Genomic DNA, 21148 nt, shown 5'->3' with positions numbered 1-21148 from the left:
CTTCTCTATTGACCGTTGGATTTTGCCGTTAAAGTTTCAAACCGAAGTCCTTTAGCTGTCCGATTTGCAAACCCCTTCCAATGGGTGTGATCAACCTTTTCTGTTCCGTCATCATTTTTGGCCCAAACACCATCGTTAGAATGCTCAACCAAATTCAGGTATGCATCCATTTTTGAGTTTTTGCGCAAATATTTTTCCAACCAGACTGAGACAAAGTGTTGAGAAATATTGTTCATGCGAACATTATCCCACACTGGATCTGTGTAATGCTCTGAAACGTTGGAGTTGAGGTCTACATCATAGCGAAATGACTCAATTGGTGGGGGCATGGGTGCACCCGCATTGTGGTTTGCATTTTCAAATGTCAGCAAAGACCGATCCGAATATATCGCGTTTTCCCATATCGCGCGGATACCATTTTCATAGCCAGATACATCGTCAACCGAGCCTGCAACAAATAGCATCGGTTTGGTTATGCCTTTCAGGGTTTGTTGATCCCAAAAGCCTGTATTCATGCCCCAGGGGGCGAATGCGATCGCAGTTTTAACGCGCGCATCGGGAAGTGCGTTATGCGTCTCAGAACCACTTAAATGCACTGATAAAGAACCGTGTGGGCCACCCCAGGGGTAATTCACCGACGTTTGCGTAACACCGCCACCCATGGAAATGACCGCGCCATAACCACCCATGGAATAACCAATGACTGCTGTATTTGAAGCATCCACCAAACCATTTAAAAATGACCCATCAATTTTATTCAAGCGTGCCATTTCATTAAGCGTAAACATTTGATCTATCGGGCGGTTTACCAATGTTGATCCAAATGCACTTTGGGTGCGATAAGTTGAATCTGTATGATCTATGGAGGCAACAACATATCCTTTTGATGCGATATTTTCAGCTAAATGAGCCAGCAAGAAACGGTTGCCGGGATATCCATGGGAGATAATGACCAGCGGATGTGCTTTACCTTCAGGTTCGGCGTTTCGAATTGCTTTGCCAAGGATATCGACTTCCGTTTTCCCATCACGCAGGAAAACTTTAAGCTTGTTATCTCCATCTGACCCTGATTTTGCAGGATACCAAATTTCTAAGGTAAGTTTTCGATCGTAACGCGGGAAAGACGTTGGTTTATCCAGCTTGGGATCAATCTTCAAAATATCAACCTGATCAGGATTGGTTATTTCAAGTGTTTGAACGCCTATTGCATATTCACCGTAGCTTGCCATTTCTGGTGCGTCTGGGCGTTGTCCATCAATTCGATTTTCAGCCAATGCAAGGGTGCTCCAAGAAGTTAGGCAAAAAAGAATGCATAATGTGTAACGATGTAATTGATTAAAATCTAGCATGGTTTGTTCCCTAGTTACCGGGCCATAGAGTATGAGGGAAATAAGACATTGAGAAGACTACTTTTCGGAAAGATTACAGTCCTTTATGGTCATCAATTGCTGGTGTTGCTCGCAGGTTTATAAGATTGATTTCACTTTCAATTTGCCAAACAATGGCGTTGAGAGATTATGTGCCGTTATAAAAATGAGAATGAAAATGGAAAATTATGCACGCCTAATGTTTACCGAAGCAATTCAGGATTTACAGGAGGCTGAGGGCACTCGGCTCAAATTTGAAACCTATTATCCACACCGCACGCAAGAGACGCTTTCAGAAGATGATATTGCATTCATAAAACAGCGAAACAGCTTTTACATGGCATCGGTTAATTCAGATGGATGGCCTTATATCCAACATCGAGGCGGCGCGCGTGGATTTGTTCATGTGGCAGGTCCAAACAAACTTGCTTGTGCTGATTATCTTGGCAACAAGCAATTTATTTCAATGGGCAATCTTTTATCCGAACCTCGTGTTTCAATTTTTTTCATGGATTATCTCAATCGAAGACGGCTCAAAATACAAGGTAATGCAACATTAATTGATGCAAAGGATGCAGACGCGGCATTACTTGCAAAACTTGATCAACGTGCTGCGCCTGCAGAGCGGGTTTTAGAAATAGAGATCGTCGCCATGGATTGGAACTGCCCAAAATACATTCCCATGCAAATCCCTGAAGATGCAATTGAACAAATATTCGGACCTGAAATTCAAAAATTGCGCACTGAAAATGCAGCTTTGCGTGAAGAAATTGCAAAATTATCAAATCACAATTAAGTACAATACTACGATGCATAACAGCTAAAGACCTACTTTAGGTCTTGTTCAAATGGCCTGAACACTTGCTAAACCGAGGATTTTCTAACTATAAGCTTTATGGAACATACTTTTTCGAGACTGCAACAGGCTCGAAAATGAAAATGAGGACTGGGGGGTAACTCGTTTTATGGACCTGATTACAGGTGACTATTCGAGTTTTGAGTGACAATAAAAATGAATAAAAAGAACGCGAATATTGTTGAAGGTTTGGGCTCTTGGCCATGGTATACTGGCTTCTTAAAGGACTCATATGCCTGCCTTAACAAGATGACAGAACAGTATGGTGATGTCTTTGTTTTAGGGAACCCCTTCCCTTTACAGGCCGAGGACGACGTCATGTTTTTGCTTTTAATGAAGACGCCAATAAAACCGTTTTAGCCCAGCCAGATCTTTTTCGTTCTGGCGGACAGGTCATCAAAGGTCCAAAAGGGTCTGCGCATCAACGGTTAAGAAATGGCATTATCGCGATGAATGGTCCCAAGCACCGTCAGCATCGCAAGCTTATGCAGCCGCCTTTTGCTAAAATTGCCGTTGCTTCATATGTGCCGACTATCACGCGATTAATTGATCAAGTATTGGATCGGTGGGTGATTGGTGAAACTTTTAACATGTACGAAGAAACGACCAAGATGGCCAATTGGATCGCAGCGCACATTCTGTTCGATCACGACGATTTTGACCGTTCCACCCAGACATGCGAATTGATCACCCAATGGATTGATTTAGATGTGAAGGCGCGCAAGTTTCCTATTGCTTTTGACATTCCCGGCACAGCCGGCGCTCGCCTATTGCGTCATGCGGAGGTTGTTGAAAAAGCTATGCATGAATTAATCAACGCAAAGCGAAATGAAACAGAGCCTGCAAAAGATGTGTTATCTATTTTGGTGCATGCTGCAAAAGTGGAAAATGTTGAATTAACAGATGATGACTTAAGCGCACATGCTGTGATTTTGCATGCAGCAGCATTTGTTACAACCGCGACGGCGCTCGCATGGGCGATGTACCTTATTGCGCAGAACCCGAAATTTGCTTCTGAGTTAAACGATGAAATTCAATCAAACATCACCAATTGGCCACCCGATACAGCGCAGGTTGACAAGCTGCCATTGCTTGATGGCCTTATTCGTGAGTCGCTTCGTCTATTACCTCCGGTGCACCATGTTATCCGAACAGCTACAACAGATACTGAATTACAAGGGGTTGAGATGCGTTCCGGTGACCGCGCAGTTGTAAGCGCATTTATGACCCATCGTGACCCTGATATTTATGATGATCCCACAAAATTTGATCCAACCCGCTGGATAGACAAAAAACCTGGGCCATTTCAATTCATTCCTTTTAGTGCTGGTCCACGACTTTGTCTTGGCTATCAATTCGTGATGCTGGAAATGAAACTGGTTGTCATTCGAGCAATGCAAAGGTTTAAGCTGAACCTTGTTGAAGGGTCACATATCGATGCAAATGTTCAACTAACGCTCCGACCTGCTGAAGAATTGCCAATGGTGGTTACAAAGCCTGATGGGCAATTTAATTCGACCCGCGTGACGGGTAACATCAACGAATTGGTCAAGTGTGAACAAAACTAAGTTCATTTATTATGAAATTTGTTGAGCTGTTATAGTTTTGCGAGTGCTTCCACCTTGTTTCGAAAGTGGTTGATTAGGTCCTTATCATCCTTGATATGAGCCCAGCTTTCAGCCGGCATTTCTTTACCAAATGTGACTTTAAGCGTACGATTTTTCATCTTCCATAGCTCTTTAAACAACATGAGATTATGGATGCTTTGTGAAATCATGCCGGCAAGTTGAAAGACTAATGAACTGCGGCGGTGGATATAAACTGGAATAACCGTCGCACTTGTACGCCGCGCCAGGGCTGCGATATGCGGGTTCCATTCCGGATCTGTGATTTTGTGCTGATCCCAATGATAATGCGATACAGCACCTGCAGGGAACACCACAAACGCACCACCACCTGAAACCAACCTGTAGGCTTGGCGCCATCCTTTAACATTTAACGCGCGGTTTTTACGCGTATTTAGTGGATCAACGAGGATCAAAAGATCTTTAAACTCAGGGAGCCTGCCTAAAACATACATCGACATAATTTGAGTATCTGGTCTTAACGCGGCAACCAGCTGATCTATTGCAAATCCATCAACCAATCCATGTGGATGATTAACAACGTAGATTTGCGGACCGGTTTTTGGATAGGATGTTCTCGGTTCACCTTCAACGTCCAAGGTCACATTCAACGCAGATAAAAGCTCTTTAGAAAGATCCTTGTCCTCATGTGCTGGCAAACCATCGTAAAGTTTATTGAATTGTTCAAATCCGAAAATACGGTTGAAAAAACGACCGATACTGTTCGCAAGCCAATCGGGTAAACGTTTTGACTTTACCGTTAAACCGATATGTGTTGATTGTTCCTTGGAAGCGATAATGTGTTACCCCTAATGCCGACCAGCTCTAAATATCAATTTTGTAGTGATCTTTGTCGGGGCAGTCAAATCATTGGTAGAGATTTAACAGCGCACATTATTTACAGCATATAGGCTCAGTTGGACTTGCAAGAATTGCATAGGCCACGCAGTTCAATAACCGATTCTGACAGTGAAAATTCAATTTCATTTGCTAGGTTTTTGACCACTTCCAGAAGCCGATCATTGGTAAGCTCTTGAACATTGCCGCATTTTTCACAAATCGCAAATAGAACATTTGCCTTTTTGTCACCACCACACGAGCTGTGTTGACATGCTACGAAGGCGTTTAAGCTCTCTAGCCGGTGAACCAGGCCAAATTCAACAAGCTTATCCAGCGCGCGATAGACTTGCAAAGGCGCTTTAAATCCATGTTCTCGCAGCTCATCAAGGATTGTGTATGCACTCAAAGGACCGTTGGCTTGAGAAAGTGCGCCCATGACCAAGGACTGATTTTTGGTTAAATCGCTGCTTGATGCGTGATGTTTAGCCATTTATGCAATTCCTTTTAATGTTCATTGTCTTGGTCATACTAATGCTCAATCCGTCGTTCCTCAGCCGATCTTACCTGAAAAGACTTCATAAAGGGTAGTGGTAAAATCGATAGAACAAATAATCCCAATGCGGCAACGACAATACTTGGACCAGCAGGTGTATCCCATTCAAGCGAGCCAAACAATCCACCTACAACGCCGCCAACCCCTATTAATGCGGAAAGCACAGCCATTTGTTCAGGACCTGATGCAAATCGACGTGCAGCAGCTGTTGGGATAATCAGCAATGCGGTGATTAACAACACGCCGACAATTTTCATTGAAATCGCGATCACTGCTGCCATCAGCAACATGAAGATGATATTTGCACGTTCAGGCTTCATTCCTTCTGCTTGCGCAAGCTCATAATTCACCGTTGCTGCAAACAGCGAACGCCAGATGAAAAATAAAACAAATAATACGACGGCACCACCGGCCCATACAATTGCAATATCTGAAGGGGTAACGGCTAGGATATCTCCGAACAAAAAGCCCATCAAATCCACCCGAACCCATGTCATAAATGCCAGCGCGACCAGGCCTATCGCCAGGGCTGAATGGGATAACAATCCCAGCAATGCATCTGATGAAAGGGTTGCTCGTTTTTGCAACAACAACAAAGCCAGCGACACACAAATCGACACACCGAACACAGCAAGCGTTATATTGACTTCAAACAAAAATGCGAGCGCAACACCAAGCAATGCAGCATGAGACAATGTATCTCCAAAGTAGGCTAATCGGCGCCATACAATAAAACAGCCCAATGGGCCAGCGACCAACGCCACACCGGCACCTGCGATTAAAGCTCTTGTAAAAAAATCATCCAGCATCAGTTTTGGCTCCGGAGTTCGATTTATTTTGTGCAGCTTTTGCTTGATGATCGTGATTATGATGGCCATCGTCAGGATGGTCATGGTTGTGATGGCCATCGTCAGGATGGCAGTGATCCGTTATTGAGCCATCTTTATGGCGCACTCGGCCATCGGGTAAATGCTCGTGGTCGTGCGAATGTTCATAAATTGCCAAGCCAGATGTGGCACGTGCGCCAAACAGAGTTTTGTATTCGTCACTTGATGTCACTGCTTTTGGCGTACCAGAGCAGCATACATGCCCGTTCAAACACACCACGCGATCCGTTGCTGCCATAACGACATGTAAATCATGTGAAATTAACAATACGCCGCACTGAATTTCATCGCGGATATTTTTAATCAAGTCATAAAGTGCGATCTCACCATTGAAATCGACACCCTGAACTGGCTCATCCAAAACCAATAGATCGGGTTTACGTGCAATCGCGCGTGCAAGTAAAACGCGCTGAAACTCGCCACCAGATAGCGAGCGGACCTCAGACCTTTGCAAATGCAAAGTATCCGTTGCGGACATGGCTTGTTCAATTTCACTTTGAGAAATATTGCTCGTTAAACTCATAAAACGATTAGCTGTGAGTGGCAGGGTCCAATCGATGGATAATTTTTGTGGTACATAGCCAACAGTTAAGCCAGCACGCTGCTGGGCTGTACCTTCACTTGGCTTGTGAACACCGAGCGCCATTTTGGCCGTTGTCGACTTTCCTGAGCCATTTGGTCCAATTAAGGTCAGGATCTCACCAGGCTCCACCGTCATTGACACACCACGGACCAACCATTTCCGGCCTCGGAAAATACCCGCATTGTCCAGAGAAATAAGAGATTTGCTTTTTTGTAACATCGTTTTTTAGCTCAACTCGGGTGCAGCTCAACTCAAATTAGTTGTTGATTTCACATATGGCACACGTTATACCGTTACGCAACAATGTAATATAATAACATCACATATTCCAGCGCGTTTCCGGAGTTTCCCATGCGATTTTTTAAATCTACTTTATTTGCAACTACCCTTTTGTCTTCAAGTGTCATTTCTGCCCATGCGGATATTAATGTCGTGGCATCAATAAAACCCATCCATTCGCTTGTTGCCGCAGTGATGGAGGGTGTTGGTGAGCCCGAAATTATAATTGAAGGTGCAGGTTCTCCGCACACTTATGCATTAAAACCATCACAAGCGCGCAGCTTGGAAAATGCAGATGTGGTTTTTTGGTTTGGGCATGAGCTGGAAGCATTTTTAGAAAAACCACTGGAAGCAATTGCGGGTGATGCAAAGTCCGTTGAGCTGCTTGATGCGCATGATTTGATCAAGTTGGAATTCCGCGAAGGTGGGGCTTTTGAAAAACACGAACATGATGATGAGCATGGCGATGAACATGCTGAAGAAAAGCATGATGAACATGACCATGACGAGCACAAGCATGATGAACACGATCACGATGAGCACGCTGAAAAAAAGCATGATGATCATGACCACGACGAGCACGCTGAGAAAAAACATGATGATCATGACCACGACGAACACAAACATGATGAACATGATCACGATGAGCACGCTGAGAAAAAACATGATGATCATGACCACGACGAACACAAACATGACGAACACGGCCATGATGAGCATGCGCATGGCGAATTTGACGCTCACGTTTGGCTTGATCCGATTAACGCAAAAGCGATTGTTCACGAGATTGAAGAAAATCTAATTGAAGCCGATCCTGACAATGCTGCTAAATATGAAGCTAATGCTAAAGCATTAATGGCAAAACTGGATGGTTTGGTGACTGAAGTAACCGCTGATTTGGCTCCGGTTAAAGACAAAGGCTTTGTCGTATTCCACGATGCTTACCAATATTTTGAAAATCGTTTTGGTATCTCAGCAGTTGGATCAATCACCGTTTCACCTGAAATTTTACCAGGCGCAGAACGCATCAGCGAGCTTAAAGAAAAAATTAAAGAACTCAACGCCACTTGTGTGTTTTCAGAACCTCAATTTGAATCAAAATTGGTTACCACTGTAACGGAAGATACTAACGCGAAATCAGGTATTCTTGATCCACTGGGCACCGGAATTGAAAGCGGTCCTGAGCTTTACTTCACATTGATCAAAAACATGTCCACATCAATTCAGACATGTCTTTCAGATAGCTAAGCAAAATCAAGATTCTCTCAATTGGCGGGCGGGTTGCAGAACTCGCCCGTTTTTTCTCGCGTAATTGAATTCTAAAAGTTTGCAGAACTGTTCAGAGAGCTAGTTTCCAAGCGTTACGACTGTTCCAACACCAGACGCAACTTGCCTAAATCCGCGAAACACAGAACCAAGTCCATTTTCCACACCATCTGTTGCTGTCGTTGACCATGTGTTTCCATCAGCCATACCGCGCCCGATAAGTTTCACAATCTCAGGCGATTGGGCAAATTTGGTGTGATGAATATTACTGTTATCGTCGATATGCGTTAGATCAATAACTTCCAAACCATATTTTGCGATGGCATCAGGATCAGCTGCCCCTACTCTATCAACACCTCCTGCAATCCTACGAGATAGCTTTAAAGCGCGGTCATCTTTAGATACCAAAACAACGATCTTGTTTTGAACTGGCGCAAGGTCTTGCACATATTGGCTAAACAAATCCAAATCGACGTCGGGAGCCGCCAAGATAACTCGGTTAAGATCAGCCTTTGGCCGAAAGCCCTGTTTGACCAGCTGTGTCATAGATTCAAGTGTCACTAAATTTCCCATGGAATGCGCTACGATGCTAAAACTGTTCGCATCCGTTTTTGCCAAAATTTCAGCGAGTTCTAAAAGATAAAAACGCGCTTGCAACGCACTATTGATATCATAAACATAATCAATCGCACGCCCGCGAGACGCCCATGTAAACAAAAGCGGCACACCTTTAAATTCGGTATCTTTGACAAATTGAGAGACACGTAAAACTGCGCTTGAAAAATTGGTGTTATAACCATGAACAAATACCAGAACTTCTCGATTTTCAGGTGCTTTTAGAGCAAGTGCATTGTTCAATCGTGTTGCAAATTCAGAGCTGTTAGAAAAAACAACAGGTCTTGCGATGGTAAAATGCTTTGATATATCCTCTTTTTCACCAAATCGTCTTTGCTCAAGTTGACCCGGGGTATGACTATCTGGAATGGTCACATCAACATTCGCAAGATTAAGCGCCTGTTCTCGCTCACCGGAGAAAAACTCTGATGCGTCATCTGATCGACGTCTGGATGTAGCAACAAACAAATTTTGAATACTGGCATCCTCGGCGGCAACACGCGCAGGTTCAAGCGATGCAAGACCGACTAAGTTTGCAGGACCTGAGGCACAGGCCGTAATCCAAATCAGGATAGGAATGAACACCAATAGTCGCGTTATTGCCATGTTAATTGCACCAATCTCATACAAACCCAAAAAACTAAACCAAAGGTTGATTATCGCGATTTTGAAACAAAATTACAACCCACGATAAAATTTACACGCGACCATATAGACCTTATGGGTATATTGTCTGTCATTATATGAATTCTAAGCCGCAATATTTATGCAGCAGTTTCGATAGGAATAGTAATTTCAATCGTTGCCAGAGTAGCTGATGAAAAGAGCATAATTTCATCCTGAGTAAAATCTTGCCCCAATTGCAAAACCCAATCATAGCTCGTGACGAGCTTTGTAATATGACGAAACAACCCTCGGCGTTTTGCTTCGGGCTTGCCGCGAGGCAAACGTGCAATCACCCCAATTTCCTGATCGCCTTTTACAATAGAATAGGCTTCTGGTGAACCTTCTAAAGCGCTGCGCATAATGCTTTGCGGTAAAGACCCCTGCTCGCTGATTGCAAATGAAGAACCATCTGACTTGCTTGCGCGCCAAGCATTTTTGTCCCCACCCAAACGGCTTATATCGCCACAGTGCAAACCATCTGGGCCAGATAGGCTCCAGGCATTGCTGGTGGCACCTGATGATTGCAAAAAGGCAATATTGAGCTCATCTTTGTGAAATCGAGTAATACCGCCTAAGTGCTTTTTTTCAATATCACAGCTGAAAACCGTGATCCGCGTGTGATCATCTATCACATCATATCTACGGCGTACCCCTTCGGGCAGCTCATTTGATACCGACACCTCTTTGAAGCGAATTCTACGTAATCCATGCATTGAAAATTTTATCGCTGATCGATGCCAGCGCTCCATTTCTGATGGAGAAAATATCAAACGATTATGGCGGAAATACAATCTCACCCGGAGGGGTTTGCAAGAGCATGACTAATGCAGAATTCAACACTTATTTAAAAATGTTTTTATGTGTTTCATTGCGAGAAGACTCTCAGGCAATTGGGTATACATTGGAAATACGTGCCACATCTGGTCAAACACCTTAAGTTCCGCATTGCCACCCGCTTTCACTATGTTTTTTGCAAGACGTAAGCTGTCATCCAACCAAACCTCGTCACCACCTGTAATCAGCAGCATATCAGGCAGCCCGTGCAGTTTTGAAAACAACGGAGAAATATGGGGATGTTCAAGCACAATCTTTCCAGAAAAATACAGCTCTTGCCAATGGCGCAAAACGGCATAGGACAATATGGGATCAGCGTCATTTTTGGTGTGCATGCTTTCACCCTTTAGCGAAACATCGAATGCACCAGATATTCCGATAAAACCATTTGGTAGCTCACAGGCTTTTTCTCGAAGATCAATCAATGACGATAACGCGGCACCAGCACCAGAACTATCACCGGAAAAATAGAGCTTTTCCGGTGTAAATTTGCCTTTTGCGATCAAGTCTAAATAAACCGTCGATATGTCTTGCATGGGTTTTGAGAAATCATTTTCTGGCAGCAGGCCATAGCCAACCATTAAAATATTTCGACCAATTGTTTTGGCAAGATGAGATACAAACGAACGATGTGTGGTGAGAGAACCAACGACAAGCCCGCCACCATGTGCATAAATTAATAACTTATCGTCAAATATTTTATCTGGGCGGATCCAAAGACATTCAATATCAGCAATTTTTTCTCTATAGACGCCAACATTATGTGCAATCGGCAATGTGCTTGCATACTCATCCCAGCCTGCACGCTCATCTACAAGATTGGCAGAATGGTTGACCTGCTCTTTTTCAAGCTTGCTCTTTGCGATTTGTGCCTCATCACTGATCATTTCATGACTTCCGAATGAGATAAACGAGATTGTTATTCAACGACTTTTACATCGACCTTTTTCTCGGTGAATTTTTCTAAATGACCAATGCGTGTCATTAATCGTTCACCTATGAAATCTTCAAGTTCTTTGGGAACAAGCAGATGAATGTCAACGTCAGAACTCTTATCAGCCTTTTCCAATTTAAGTTTAGGTATAACACCGGACATGGAAGCTGAAAACAAGTATAAAACTCTGAGTAAAGCCCCAAGAAGCTTGGCTCTATAGATGTATTTATCGGTCGCAACTTCAGCTAAACCCGCTGAAATACCATCATCTCTAAGCCCCTCATATCGATAATAATTTGTTAGAGCAATGTAGGCGCGCCCTGGATGACTTACAGACAAAAATGCGCCGTTTGAAATGATATTTAGCGCCTGCAAACCTCGGTAATCAGGATGTGCACGCCAGCTAATATCAGCGAGTAAACAAGCGGCCATACGATACCGTGCGCCTTGGCCTTTTTCCTTTACATCAAAGACGGAAAACGCATGCCCCGTCCAATCTGCCAATTCTTGTGCATGCGCGGGTGAGCGAGCACGCAAAATTGCCAATTCACGAGCGCCTGACAATAAAGCATCTTCTTTAAGCTGCTCTTTATCAAGTTTTGAATACAAAAAGCCTTCTCGGACACCAAGCGCTGAGAATACGACCTTAGACGGCTTCATCTTTTTTAGCACTTCTTGCATGGTCGCAGCGCCAAAAGGCAGAAGAATCCGACGATTTTTTGAAACTGCTTTTAAAGTCTCTTTTTCAAATTCATCCAGAGATGTGACGCTATCTAAAAAGCTCATCATCTCTTCATATTCGATTTCATAACCTTGCATCATATGCAGCGGATAATTTGTTGCTTCCATGTGCAATTTCGCAATCGAACGCCAGGTTCCGCCCACCGCATAAAATACGCGATCTTTGCCCCCATCAAGCACGTCAGCTTTTGAGATATGCTTTTTCGCAATCTTCTGCGCTTCATCAATGTCGCCATCGGCTTGTTCCTGAAGGCGTAAACCACCCAGCGGCATGGTGATGCCACCCGTTAGTTCATCATCTTTGATATCAACAATCTCGAGCGAGCCACCACCTAAATCGCCAACAATCCCATCGGGTGAATAAACACCTGAAACAATACCAAGCGCTGCGTATTTGGCTTCTTCTTCGCCCGTCAACACATTGAGTTTACACCCTAATGCGGCCTCGGCGCGTTCAATAAATTCCGGTCCATTTTTAGCGTCGCGTGCCGCGGCTGTTGCCAGCACATACACATCTTTCGCCCCGGCCTGCGTTGCAAGCTTGCGGTACCGGTGTAGAACCTTAATAGCGCGTTCAACACCTTCAGGATCCATTTGTCCTGACTTAGCTAGGCCACGTCCCAGCCCGCAAAGCGCTTTTTCATTGAACAATACAGTTGGTGAGCGCATGAGACCTTCATAGACCACCAAGCGCACAGAGTTTGAACCAATATCAATGACAGCAACAGGATTTATGCCCTGCAGTCTGCCTTGAGCATCACTTTCAACAACGGTCATTTAATTGTCATCAAGCCTTGTTATTGCGCTCGGCTAGCAGCCCGGCAATACGCTTTGGTGCGCTCGACCCCAGCGCCTCCCCACGACCCGACAAACTCGGATTGGTCATAAAATACTCCTGCGCGTTAAATGGCTCCTCACCTTTACGAACTTTCATTCGCTTAGATGTCCCATCGGAGAGAATTTCATAACTTTGCTGGTTGTCAATCAAATTTGCCAACATGATCTGCGAAAGCACCTGCTCATGCACAGTTTCATTGGTAATTGAGACAAAAGTTTCTACTCGGCGGTCCAAATTGCGCGGCATGAAGTCTGCCGATCCGAAATAGATTATCGAATCGCTAGAAGGCATTTCCTTGCCATTTGCAAAACAGATTATGCGGCTGTGCTCCAAAAAACGCCCCACTATAGACTTCACACGAATACGGTCAGACAACCCAGGAATTTGAGGACGCAAGCAACATATTCCGCGCACCACAAGGTCGATTTCAACCCCTTGTTGGCTGGCACGATAAAACGCATCGATAATATCTGGATCGACAAGTGAGTTCATTTTTGCCCAAATAGCAGCAGGTTTTCCCGCATGGGCATTTTCAATTTCCTGATCTATATGGCGTAAAATAGTTGGACGCATGGTACGCGGGCTGACCGCAAGTGTGGTTACGCCTTCTGGTTCGCCATAACCTGTGATGTAGTTAAACACCTGTCCCACATCCGCAGCAATTTTTGGATCGCAGGTAAAATAAGATAGGTCTGTATAAATTTTCGCCGTTACTGAATGATAATTCCCAGTACCAAGGTGGCAGTATGATACCAGCTTGCCTTCTTCACGGCGCACAACTAGTGACATTTTGGCATGCGTTTTAAGCTCGACGAATCCAAAGACAACCTGCACACCTGCACGCTCTAAATCTCGCGCCCAGCGAATATTAGCTTCCTCATCAAATCGCGCTTTTAACTCAACAAGCGCTGTTACGGATTTACCAAGTTCGGTTGCATCCATAAGCGCACGCACGATGGGGCTGTTGTTTGATGTGCGATAGAGTGTTTGTTTAATCGCTAACACATCGGGATCAACGGCCGCCTGGCGCAGGAACTGCACAACCACATCAAAACTTTCATAGGGGTGGTGAATGATGAGATCTTTTTCGTGAATGGCAGCAAAGCAATCGCCACCATGTTCACGCACACGCTCCGGAAAGCGGGCATTGTAATCTGGGAACAACAAATCATTGCGGTTTAGCTTAGTGAGCTCTGAAATTGTATTTAATGCTAACAGCCCGCCCAAAATCGCAACTCGATCTTCGGGTACATCGAGTTCGTGGATGACAAACTCGCGCAAGTATTCAGGGATTTCGTCATCAAATTCGACACGGATCACTGATCCTCTGCGGCGACGCTTCAGTGCGCTTTCAAAGTAACGCACCAAGTCTTCCGCTTCCTCTTCGATCTCGATATCACTATCGCGAATGATGCGAAAAGTTCCTGAACCATGAACATCATAACCAGGAAACAGGCGTGTGATGAACTGGCTGATGACATCTTCAATTGTGATGAAACGTGTTTTCCCATCAGGGCTTGGTAGTAAAATAAAGCGTTTAATCGCCGTTGGAATACGCAACAGCGCAATCAATTGCTCTTGATCAGTTTTGCGTATGAGACGCAAACACATCGAAAACCCTAAATTTGGAATAAACGGAAACGGGTGCGCGGGATCAATTGCGAGCGGTGTGAGAACTGGAAAGATTGTTTCTAAGAATTCTTGCTCAAGCCAATCATGATCTTCTTGGCTCAGTTTATTTGGCCGAATAATTGAAATGCCTTCTTCTTCAAGCAAACCGCGTAGTTCAGTCAAAGATGCATGCTGGCTATTTTGCAATTCACACGTTACGGAAAACACTTTATCCAATTGCTCTTGCGCTGTTAAACCATCGGGAGATGGCACATGAATACCCTCACGTACCTGCCCTTCAAGTCCAGCAACGCGGACCATGAAGAATTCGTCAAGGTTAGCCGCTGAAATGGATAAAAAACGTAATCTTTCCAACAATCTATGTGCAGGATTATTCGATTCTTCCAAAACACGGTGGTTGAATTGCAACCATGAAAATTCACGATTTACAAAACGTGATGGATCATCAAACCATTCGTTGTCTATTGGCTCAATTTCGATGGTATTTTCGTTGGTATTACTGTGTTTTAGCTTGTGTTTTTTACTCATGAGACAATCATAAACCTATCGCAGCGATCGCACCAGCGCGAGACAGGTTATTGGTTAACCGTCGCGCATGACACTTATGTGACAAGCTGGTGCGTAAATGTGTACCATAATCTAACACATTTTCTCAGCAACTTCGCATGTGATTGTGTTTTTAGTTACTATTTTCAAAATTCGATAAAACTTCTGCTGCGATCGAACGACCAACCGGCGTTTTTTTCGATAGTGCCAACTCATCCATGGCTTCAACAATATCGCTTGCAACAGCAAGTGAGCGCTCCATGCGCATGACCAGATAATTGACAGTTTTTTCGTCAATTTCTACTTGTCGATCAGCAAAAAGTTTAAAGATAACTTGAGTGAGAAGCTGCTCATCCGGCTCGCTAATTTCAACAATGGTCGCAGCTTTTATACGCGAGGCTAAATCAGGCAGACCAACCTTCCAAGATGCAGGCCAAGAACGCGCTGTCATGAGAACAAATGAACCTGCCTCCTTTGCCGCATTGAGCATGTGGAACAGCTTTGTTTCGTCTGCTTGCGCATTGGTCAATAACTGATCAATATTTTCGATTAGGATCGGTGTTGTCTTCACCGCTTCAACCAAATTGTCTGCCCCTTGCGCTAAGTTGACCTCAAAAGCTTCGGATTTCTGCCGCCAGATATGCGCAATATGTGACTTTCCCGAACCTGTGGGGCCAGCAAGCACAACCAAATGCGATGGCCAGTTCGGCCATTGATCGATAATTTGAATTGCACCCTCAACAGACTGCGAAACAATCAAATCATCACGTCCTTTGGACGGAGTGACATCAAAGCTTAGCGGGATCTGGCTAGGTTGTTTATTATCTTTAGCACTCACGAAGGCTCAACCTTTTTTGCTCTCGTGCTGGCCATCCAGTGCATCTTCACTCGGTGCATCTTCACCCGGCGCATCTTCACTATGTCCAATATAAAGATCACTATCGAGATATCGTTCAATGGCAAAACGCACAAGAACTGCAACGGCTGCGGCTGCGGGAACAGCAATTAGCATGCCGACAAACCCAAATATTGCAGCAAATGCCAGTAGTGCGAACATCAACCAAACCGGATGCAGGCCAATGCGTGAACCGACAAGTTTTGGCTGCAAGATATTACCTTCAAGAAATTGACCAGCGGCAAAAATAACGACAACAAGCACGATCATTCCGTATTCCGGCCAGAATTGAACAACTGCAACACCGACAGATAACACCAGTCCAACAAGCGAGCCCACATAAGGAATAAAACTAATGAGACCAGCAAAGATGCCGATAAGAAGACCAAAATTAAGCCCTACAAGGGACAGCCCAATTGCGTAAAAAACGCCCAAGATCACGCAAAGTGAACCTTGACCGCGAACAAAACCTGCAATCGCATAATCAATTTTTTTGGTAAGATCACGAACAGTTTCTACGTGATCACGCGGGATCCAGCTATCAACTTTTGCCACCATATCATCCCAATCAAGCAGAAGATAAAATGCAACAACGGGTGTGATAACAAATAAAGATGCAATATCGACTAGCGCTTTACCTGAATTCCAAATCTGTTGAAAAAGCTTACTTAAAAAACCCGCGCCTTCTGCCAATGCGCCTGAAAATCCCTCTTTAATGGCAGCAATCTGTGCGTTCATCCAATCGGGAAGAATGGTACTTTCAGCGGTTAGGAGTTCTTGCAATTGCGTTACATAATTGGGCAGTCGCTCTATGAAATCAGCCGCTTGCGAGACAAGAACCGGGACAATGATCATCAATGCCAATATGAAGATCAAAATAAAAATGAACAATATCACCACGGTTGCCCAAAGCCGTGATAAGCCCCAACTTTCAAGGCGATCAGCCACAGGATCAAGGAAATATGCGAGGGCCATAGCAACAACAAATGGTAACAAAATTGAGCTGAAAATAATGAGGAACAACGCAAATAATGCGAGCGTGATACTCCAAAAAATTGCCTGACGACGGATGGTCTTCGCAGAAATATGCGTGCTCATTTCGAGCCTCCCCAATTGGCGCTAAGTGGACGTTTTGTCAGAGATATAGTGAAATACCAACGAAGTTGAAAGGCATTATTTCGCGCAATCGTGAGATAAATAATAAGCTCTAAAGATTATTAAGTTGGCTAAATTGGCAATTGATATGAATTGTAAAGCTCTAGTGACGTTTAATACGCGAAGCCTGTTCGATAAATTTGTGATAGTGCTCATTGGTGAACACTTCATAACGATTTCGGCCATTTTCCTTCGCCAAATACAACGCAACATCAGCATTGGTTAGAATTTGGCTGACACAGTTTTCACCGACTTTTTCCTTCGGTGAGAAAACATCAATACCAATACTTACACCCACCATAAGTTCTTCATCGTTAAACTCCAAAGGAGCTTCAAAGGCTTCCAGAATACGCTTTGCGATGTTTTCCGCAGATTCTTTACTAATCCGATTGTCTGAAACAATAACGAATTCGTCACCGCCAACCCGTGAAATAAAGTCGGAAGAACGCGCGTTTTCGGTAAAAATTCTGGCAGACTGTTCAAGCACAAAATCACCCGCAGCATGACCGAGCGTATCATTGACCAGTTTAAAATTATCGAGATCAATATGCAGCACTGCCATTGTGCCATTGCCGCTGGCATAACGTTTTAAACGTTCATCAAGTTCTTTTTCCAGATATCGCCGATTGGCCAAGCCTGTTAATGCATCATGCAGCGCAGCTCGCTCCATTTTATCATAGGATTCATTTAGCTCATTGTTCTTTGCAGCCAATGCACTTCTTGCGCTTCGCAAGGATTTCCTATGACGCTCTAATCGTCTAATAGCTCGAAGCACCGAATGTTGAGACGGCAGGAAAATAACGAAAAACTCAACGACCAACAATCCTGCAGCTGCAAGCAAGGACAGCATTTGATTAAAGACCAGTGCATCAACATCGCTCTTTGCATCATTTTCAAGCTGCGTAACAGCCCGGTTTAATTTTCCTAAAAGAAAAATGGGAGCTGATGTTCTAATGTAATCATATGCATCCTGGCTCTTTTGGCTTCCTACTCGACCTGTGAGGATGATATAAACTTTCGCAACAAACTTTCGCGCATCCGCGTCTAGTCTATTCGAGGCGTCTGTATCGAAATAGAGCTTGGTCAATTCGTCTGACATCACCGCGTTGCTAGTTAATTCTTTATGAACGTCAAAAAACGTATTTACGAATTTTGATAAAATAACATGATCTTCAGGCGTTGGATTTTCATAATATCGCTCGGCAAGAATAAAGATTTGCTGACTTAAAGTACGCTGCTGACCACCCAAATTGATAAGTCTTGCATGCTCTTTACCAGAGCTGATAACCGATAACGAATTATTGTGACTAATGACTAGTACAACGAAAATGAGTGATAAACCAAGTAGATAGCGCACCCAAAGTGTCTTGGGTGTTGCACGTGTCTTCACACGTAATCTCGCAATTTTCCACTTTAAACTCATCACTCAGCAGACAATCCACAATTGCTAATACTATGGAAAATATACTGAGCAGTTTTTATTAAATTTCGATGAAACCTCTTTCAAAAATATCATAGGCGCAATGATGGAATGCATGCGCAAACAAAAGAGTTCTGAATTATCTTGCAAATGCCTTGCACCTTGTGCGCTGACATGCGATTTGAGCCATAAAACATGAACATATCATCAGCAAACTTGGAGATATCTGACGTGACAGACAGCAAAAATGGCCTAACCTATTCAGATGCAGGCGTGGATATTGACGCTGGCAATGACCTGGTCAATCAAATTAAACCGCTGGTAAAATCAACGCGCAGACCTGGCGCTGATAGTGAAATTGGCGGATTTGGTGGCATCTTTGATCTCAAGGCTGCTGGATTTAAAGATCCATTGCTTATTGCAGCAAATGACGGTGTGGGCACAAAGTTACGTGTTGCCATTGAAGCTGGTGTCCATGATACGGTTGGTATCGATCTCGTTGCAATGTGCGTCAATGATTTGGTTGTGCAAGGTGCCGAACCGTTGTTCTTCCTTGACTACTTCGCAACAGGTAAACTTGATACAGCTCAAGGTGTTGATATCGTTAAAGGTATTGCCGAAGGCTGCAAACTATCTGGCTGCGCATTGATCGGTGGAGAAACAGCCGAAATGCCGGGTATGTATCATGGTGATGATTACGATTTAGCAGGCTTTGCTGTGGGCGCTTGTGAGCGGGATAAATTGTTACCAAGTGAAGAACTGACCGAAGGCGACGTATTATTGGGTCTGGCATCCTCAGGTGTGCATTCAAACGGGTTTTCGCTTGTTCGAAAAATTGTTGAATTGAGCGGTTTATCCTACCAAGACCCTGCACCTTTTAAGAGCGCTTCCAGTGGGGAAACCCTCGGCCAAAACTTAATTGAACCAACGCGAATTTATGTAAAATCGTTGTTGCATGCAATCAAAACAACGAATGCTGTCAAAGCGATGGCACATATTACTGGGGGTGGTTTTCCTGAAAATATTCCGCGTGTGCTTCCCGATAATTTATCTGCAGAAGTTGATCTCGCAGCGATTAACGTGCCGGAGGTCTTCTCTTGGCTGTCAAAAACAGGCGGTGTTGAAGCGCTTGAAATGTTACGCACATTTAATTGTGGTGTTGGAATGATTGTTGCAACGGATGAAGAAAATGCAGAACCTGTAACACAAGCACTTGTTGAAGCGGGTGAAACGGTTATACCTTTAGGTCGCGTGATTGCACGTTCAGATGATGAAGGCGTTGTTTACAAAGGACAATTGTCAATATGAGCATGATCGATAAACCACGCAAAAAACGCGTTGGTGTACTGATCTCTGGCACAGGCTCCAACATGAAAGTGTTAGCCCAAGCGTGTCAAAATAATGATTACCCTGCAGAAATTTGCTTGGTCATCTCCGACAAACCTGACGTAAAGGGTTGGGAAACCGCACGCGAGATGGGCATTTTGGCCCATGCATTTCCACGCAAGGACTATGCATCAAAAGCCGAGCACGAAGCTGCCATTTTATCTGCACTCGATGAAGCTGACCTCGATTTCATTTGTCTTGCTGGATATATGCGGATTTTATCCGGTGAGTTCATCAAAAAGTGGTCTGGAAAACTGATCAATATTCATCCCTCACTACTGCCATTATTCCCCGGGCTTCACACCCATGACAGAGCAATAGAAGCGGGATGCAAGGTTCACGGTTGCACGGTGCATTTTGTTACCGAAGGGATGGATGAAGGTCCAATCATTGCACAAGCTGTTGTTCCGATCATGCCAGATGATACAGCTGATGAGCTCGCAACACGGGTTTTGAAAACTGAACACATTTTATACAAGCGTGCGCTAGAGCAACTTGCAAACGGATATGTGCGGATGACGGCCGATGAAAAAACTGAATATATCGGCGCCTCCGTCCACGATCGCACCAATGAAGATGATTATCTCATCTCGTAAATGCACCCTCGCTTTTGCGAGGATGCTTTATAATTTGACTTAAGCTGCCAATTTTAAATGTGGCTGACCGTCTGAGGTCTTATCATCACTTACGCCATTTTCATTGACAACAATGTTGATACGTGAGCGGAAATTGCTCATGCCTTCAAATTTTACAACATCCACCGGGATATCGAATTTGATTGTGATGCCAAAACGCTGCTTATTGGGAACTTTGCGTAACCCGATAATTTCACCTTCAAATGGTTGACCAAGATAGGTACCGCGAACCGCTTCACCTAATGCGTAAGCAAAGGCTCGATTATTACCCGCAAGCGCTGATAAAGTGTTCCAATCACGATAGCCCAGCTGTTTTGCCAAGATTTCCAATGATTTACTGTGAGACATTGCATGACCGTCTTGAGCCATTGATTGTCGCAATGCTTTTGCTTGAGTTTTTAACTCATCGATAGATAAATGCCGAATATGCATAATAACGTCTTTCATTATTCAAAGCGGACTTTAAGTTGTTGGGGTTCGCATTGCCAACGGACCCCGCGTTTTAAAAACGAAAGTCGGTTGTCATAAACTACTGAACTTCACCATGGAATAACCAGCGAACGGCAGGTGCCAGTGACCTATTGGGGTATTTAGT

General features: G+C 44.1%; 18 protein-coding genes and 1 pseudogene. 5 read left to right on the top strand and 14 right to left on the bottom strand.

All coding sequences use genetic code 11. The features are described 5' to 3' along the window. Positions 1-5 precede the first annotated feature (5 nt). On the bottom strand, positions 6-1274 hold the full coding sequence (locus ACZ1GZ_RS08240; RefSeq protein ID WP_472668024.1) for an alpha/beta hydrolase family protein: 1269 nt from the start codon (positions 1272-1274) through the stop codon (positions 6-8). Positions 1275-1545: 271 nt separating this feature from the next. On the opposite strand from ACZ1GZ_RS08240, the gene ACZ1GZ_RS08235 reads away from it, so the two are divergent. Beyond that, positions 1546-2163: a pyridoxamine 5'-phosphate oxidase family protein gene (locus ACZ1GZ_RS08235; RefSeq protein ID WP_472668023.1), complete on the top strand. Its 618-nt coding sequence runs from the start codon at positions 1546-1548 to the stop codon at positions 2161-2163. A 383-nt stretch (positions 2164-2546) separates the two neighbouring features. Continuing rightward, a pseudogene (locus ACZ1GZ_RS08230) lies at positions 2547-3791 on the top strand (cytochrome P450); the annotation flags it as partial. 29 nt (positions 3792-3820) lie between these two features. On the opposite strand, the gene ACZ1GZ_RS08225 reads toward ACZ1GZ_RS08230, so the two are convergent. The 4 genes from ACZ1GZ_RS08225 to ACZ1GZ_RS08210 all read right to left on the bottom strand — a co-directional run bounded on the left by ACZ1GZ_RS08225 (position 3821) and on the right by ACZ1GZ_RS08210 (position 6930). Beyond that, positions 3821-4507 carry a lysophospholipid acyltransferase family protein gene (locus ACZ1GZ_RS08225; RefSeq protein WP_472668022.1) on the bottom strand — a complete coding sequence of 229 codons (687 nt, stop codon included), beginning with the start codon at positions 4505-4507 and terminating at the stop codon, positions 3821-3823. Positions 4508-4761: 254 nt separating this feature from the next. Continuing rightward, the gene (locus tag ACZ1GZ_RS08220) at positions 4762-5178 is read right to left on the bottom strand and encodes a Fur family transcriptional regulator (RefSeq protein WP_472668021.1); all 417 of its coding nucleotides are present in this window, start codon (positions 5176-5178) and stop codon (positions 4762-4764) included. 38 nt (positions 5179-5216) lie between these two features. After that, the gene (locus ACZ1GZ_RS08215; protein WP_472668020.1) at positions 5217-6050 is read right to left on the bottom strand and encodes an iron chelate uptake ABC transporter family permease subunit; all 834 of its coding nucleotides are present in this window, start codon (positions 6048-6050) and stop codon (positions 5217-5219) included. Further along, a complete protein-coding gene (locus tag ACZ1GZ_RS08210; protein ID WP_472668019.1) occupies positions 6040-6930 on the bottom strand; it encodes an ATP-binding cassette domain-containing protein in 891 nt (296 codons plus the stop codon). The genes ACZ1GZ_RS08215 and ACZ1GZ_RS08210 overlap by 11 nt, the downstream gene beginning before the upstream one ends. 132 nt (positions 6931-7062) lie before the next feature. On the opposite strand from ACZ1GZ_RS08210, the gene ACZ1GZ_RS08205 reads away from it, so the two are divergent. Further along, positions 7063-8238, top strand: coding sequence for a zinc ABC transporter substrate-binding protein (locus ACZ1GZ_RS08205; protein WP_472668018.1), 1176 nt, complete (start codon positions 7063-7065; stop codon positions 8236-8238). A gap of 99 nt (positions 8239-8337) precedes the next feature. Here ACZ1GZ_RS08205 and ACZ1GZ_RS08200 read toward each other — a convergent pair whose 3' ends face one another. The 8 genes from ACZ1GZ_RS08200 to ACZ1GZ_RS08165 form a co-directional block, all read right to left on the bottom strand. After that, positions 8338-9477: an alpha/beta hydrolase gene (locus ACZ1GZ_RS08200; RefSeq protein WP_472668017.1), complete on the bottom strand. Its 1140-nt coding sequence runs from the start codon at positions 9475-9477 to the stop codon at positions 8338-8340. A gap of 158 nt (positions 9478-9635) precedes the next feature. Next, positions 9636-10250, bottom strand: coding sequence for a hypothetical protein (locus ACZ1GZ_RS08195; RefSeq protein WP_472668016.1), 615 nt, complete (start codon positions 10248-10250; stop codon positions 9636-9638). A gap of 120 nt (positions 10251-10370) precedes the next feature. Then, on the bottom strand, positions 10371-11258 hold the full coding sequence (locus tag ACZ1GZ_RS08190) for an alpha/beta hydrolase fold domain-containing protein (RefSeq protein ID WP_472668015.1): 888 nt from the start codon (positions 11256-11258) through the stop codon (positions 10371-10373). A 32-nt stretch (positions 11259-11290) separates the two neighbouring features. After that, positions 11291-12823, bottom strand: a complete 1533-nt coding sequence (gene ppx, locus ACZ1GZ_RS08185) for an exopolyphosphatase (protein WP_472668014.1) — start codon at positions 12821-12823, stop codon at positions 11291-11293. 10 nt (positions 12824-12833) lie between these two features. After that, complete coding sequence (locus tag ACZ1GZ_RS08180; RefSeq protein WP_472668013.1) at positions 12834-15044, bottom strand: RNA degradosome polyphosphate kinase; 2211 nt, start codon at positions 15042-15044, stop codon at positions 12834-12836. Positions 15045-15195: 151 nt separating this feature from the next. Beyond that, positions 15196-15900 (bottom strand): DnaA regulatory inactivator HdaA, encoded by a 705-nt coding sequence (hdaA, locus tag ACZ1GZ_RS08175; RefSeq protein ID WP_472668012.1) that lies wholly within the window; start codon positions 15898-15900, stop codon positions 15196-15198. A 6-nt stretch (positions 15901-15906) separates the two neighbouring features. Then, positions 15907-17055 (bottom strand): AI-2E family transporter, encoded by a 1149-nt coding sequence (locus ACZ1GZ_RS08170; protein ID WP_472668011.1) that lies wholly within the window; start codon positions 17053-17055, stop codon positions 15907-15909. A gap of 160 nt (positions 17056-17215) precedes the next feature. Then, on the bottom strand, positions 17216-18502 hold the full coding sequence (locus ACZ1GZ_RS08165) for a diguanylate cyclase (RefSeq protein ID WP_472668010.1): 1287 nt from the start codon (positions 18500-18502) through the stop codon (positions 17216-17218). Positions 18503-18727: 225 nt separating this feature from the next. Between ACZ1GZ_RS08165 and purM the strand changes: the two genes are divergently transcribed. Both purM and purN read left to right on the top strand, forming a co-directional pair. After that, entirely contained in the window at positions 18728-19840 is a 1113-nt protein-coding gene (gene purM / locus ACZ1GZ_RS08160; protein ID WP_472668009.1) for a phosphoribosylformylglycinamidine cyclo-ligase, read from the top strand. After that, complete coding sequence (gene purN, locus ACZ1GZ_RS08155; protein ID WP_472668008.1) at positions 19837-20514, top strand: phosphoribosylglycinamide formyltransferase; 678 nt, start codon at positions 19837-19839, stop codon at positions 20512-20514. Before purM ends, purN begins: the two co-directional genes overlap by 4 nt. A 39-nt stretch (positions 20515-20553) precedes the next feature. Here purN and ACZ1GZ_RS08150 read toward each other — a convergent pair whose 3' ends face one another. Continuing rightward, complete coding sequence (locus ACZ1GZ_RS08150; protein WP_472668007.1) at positions 20554-20985, bottom strand: glyoxalase superfamily protein; 432 nt, start codon at positions 20983-20985, stop codon at positions 20554-20556. Positions 20986-21148: the final 163 nt, after the last annotated feature.

This window comes from Lentilitoribacter sp. JB5-8 (assembly GCF_055693385.1).
This window is presented reverse-complemented; position numbering and strand designations above follow the sequence as displayed.

Excerpts from the sequence above, each read along its gene's own strand:
- ACZ1GZ_RS08200 (WP_472668017.1), bottom strand. The coding sequence starts at position 9,477 with ATGGCAATAACGCGACTATTGGTGTTCATTCCTATCCTGATTTGGATT.
- ACZ1GZ_RS08195 (WP_472668016.1), bottom strand. The coding sequence starts at position 10,250 with ATGCATGGATTACGTAGAATTCGCTTCAAAGAGGTGTCGGTATCAAAT.
- ACZ1GZ_RS08220 (WP_472668021.1), bottom strand. The coding sequence starts at position 5,178 with ATGGCTAAACATCACGCATCAAGCAGCGATTTAACCAAAAATCAGTCC.
- ACZ1GZ_RS08205 (WP_472668018.1), top strand. The coding sequence starts at position 7,063 with ATGCGATTTTTTAAATCTACTTTATTTGCAACTACCCTTTTGTCTTCA.
- ACZ1GZ_RS08180 (WP_472668013.1), bottom strand. The coding sequence starts at position 15,044 with ATGAGTAAAAAACACAAGCTAAAACACAGTAATACCAACGAAAATACC.
- purN (WP_472668008.1), top strand. The coding sequence starts at position 19,837 with ATGAGCATGATCGATAAACCACGCAAAAAACGCGTTGGTGTACTGATC.
- ACZ1GZ_RS08215 (WP_472668020.1), bottom strand. The coding sequence starts at position 6,050 with ATGCTGGATGATTTTTTTACAAGAGCTTTAATCGCAGGTGCCGGTGTG.
- ACZ1GZ_RS08150 (WP_472668007.1), bottom strand. The coding sequence starts at position 20,985 with ATGCATATTCGGCATTTATCTATCGATGAGTTAAAAACTCAAGCAAAA.
- ACZ1GZ_RS08235 (WP_472668023.1), top strand. The coding sequence starts at position 1,546 with ATGGAAAATTATGCACGCCTAATGTTTACCGAAGCAATTCAGGATTTA.
- ACZ1GZ_RS08170 (WP_472668011.1), bottom strand. The coding sequence starts at position 17,055 with ATGAGCACGCATATTTCTGCGAAGACCATCCGTCGTCAGGCAATTTTT.
- ACZ1GZ_RS08190 (WP_472668015.1), bottom strand. The coding sequence starts at position 11,258 with ATGATCAGTGATGAGGCACAAATCGCAAAGAGCAAGCTTGAAAAAGAG.
- ACZ1GZ_RS08210 (WP_472668019.1), bottom strand. The coding sequence starts at position 6,930 with ATGTTACAAAAAAGCAAATCTCTTATTTCTCTGGACAATGCGGGTATT.
- purM (WP_472668009.1), top strand. The coding sequence starts at position 18,728 with ATGAACATATCATCAGCAAACTTGGAGATATCTGACGTGACAGACAGC.
- ppx (WP_472668014.1), bottom strand. The coding sequence starts at position 12,823 with ATGACCGTTGTTGAAAGTGATGCTCAAGGCAGACTGCAGGGCATAAAT.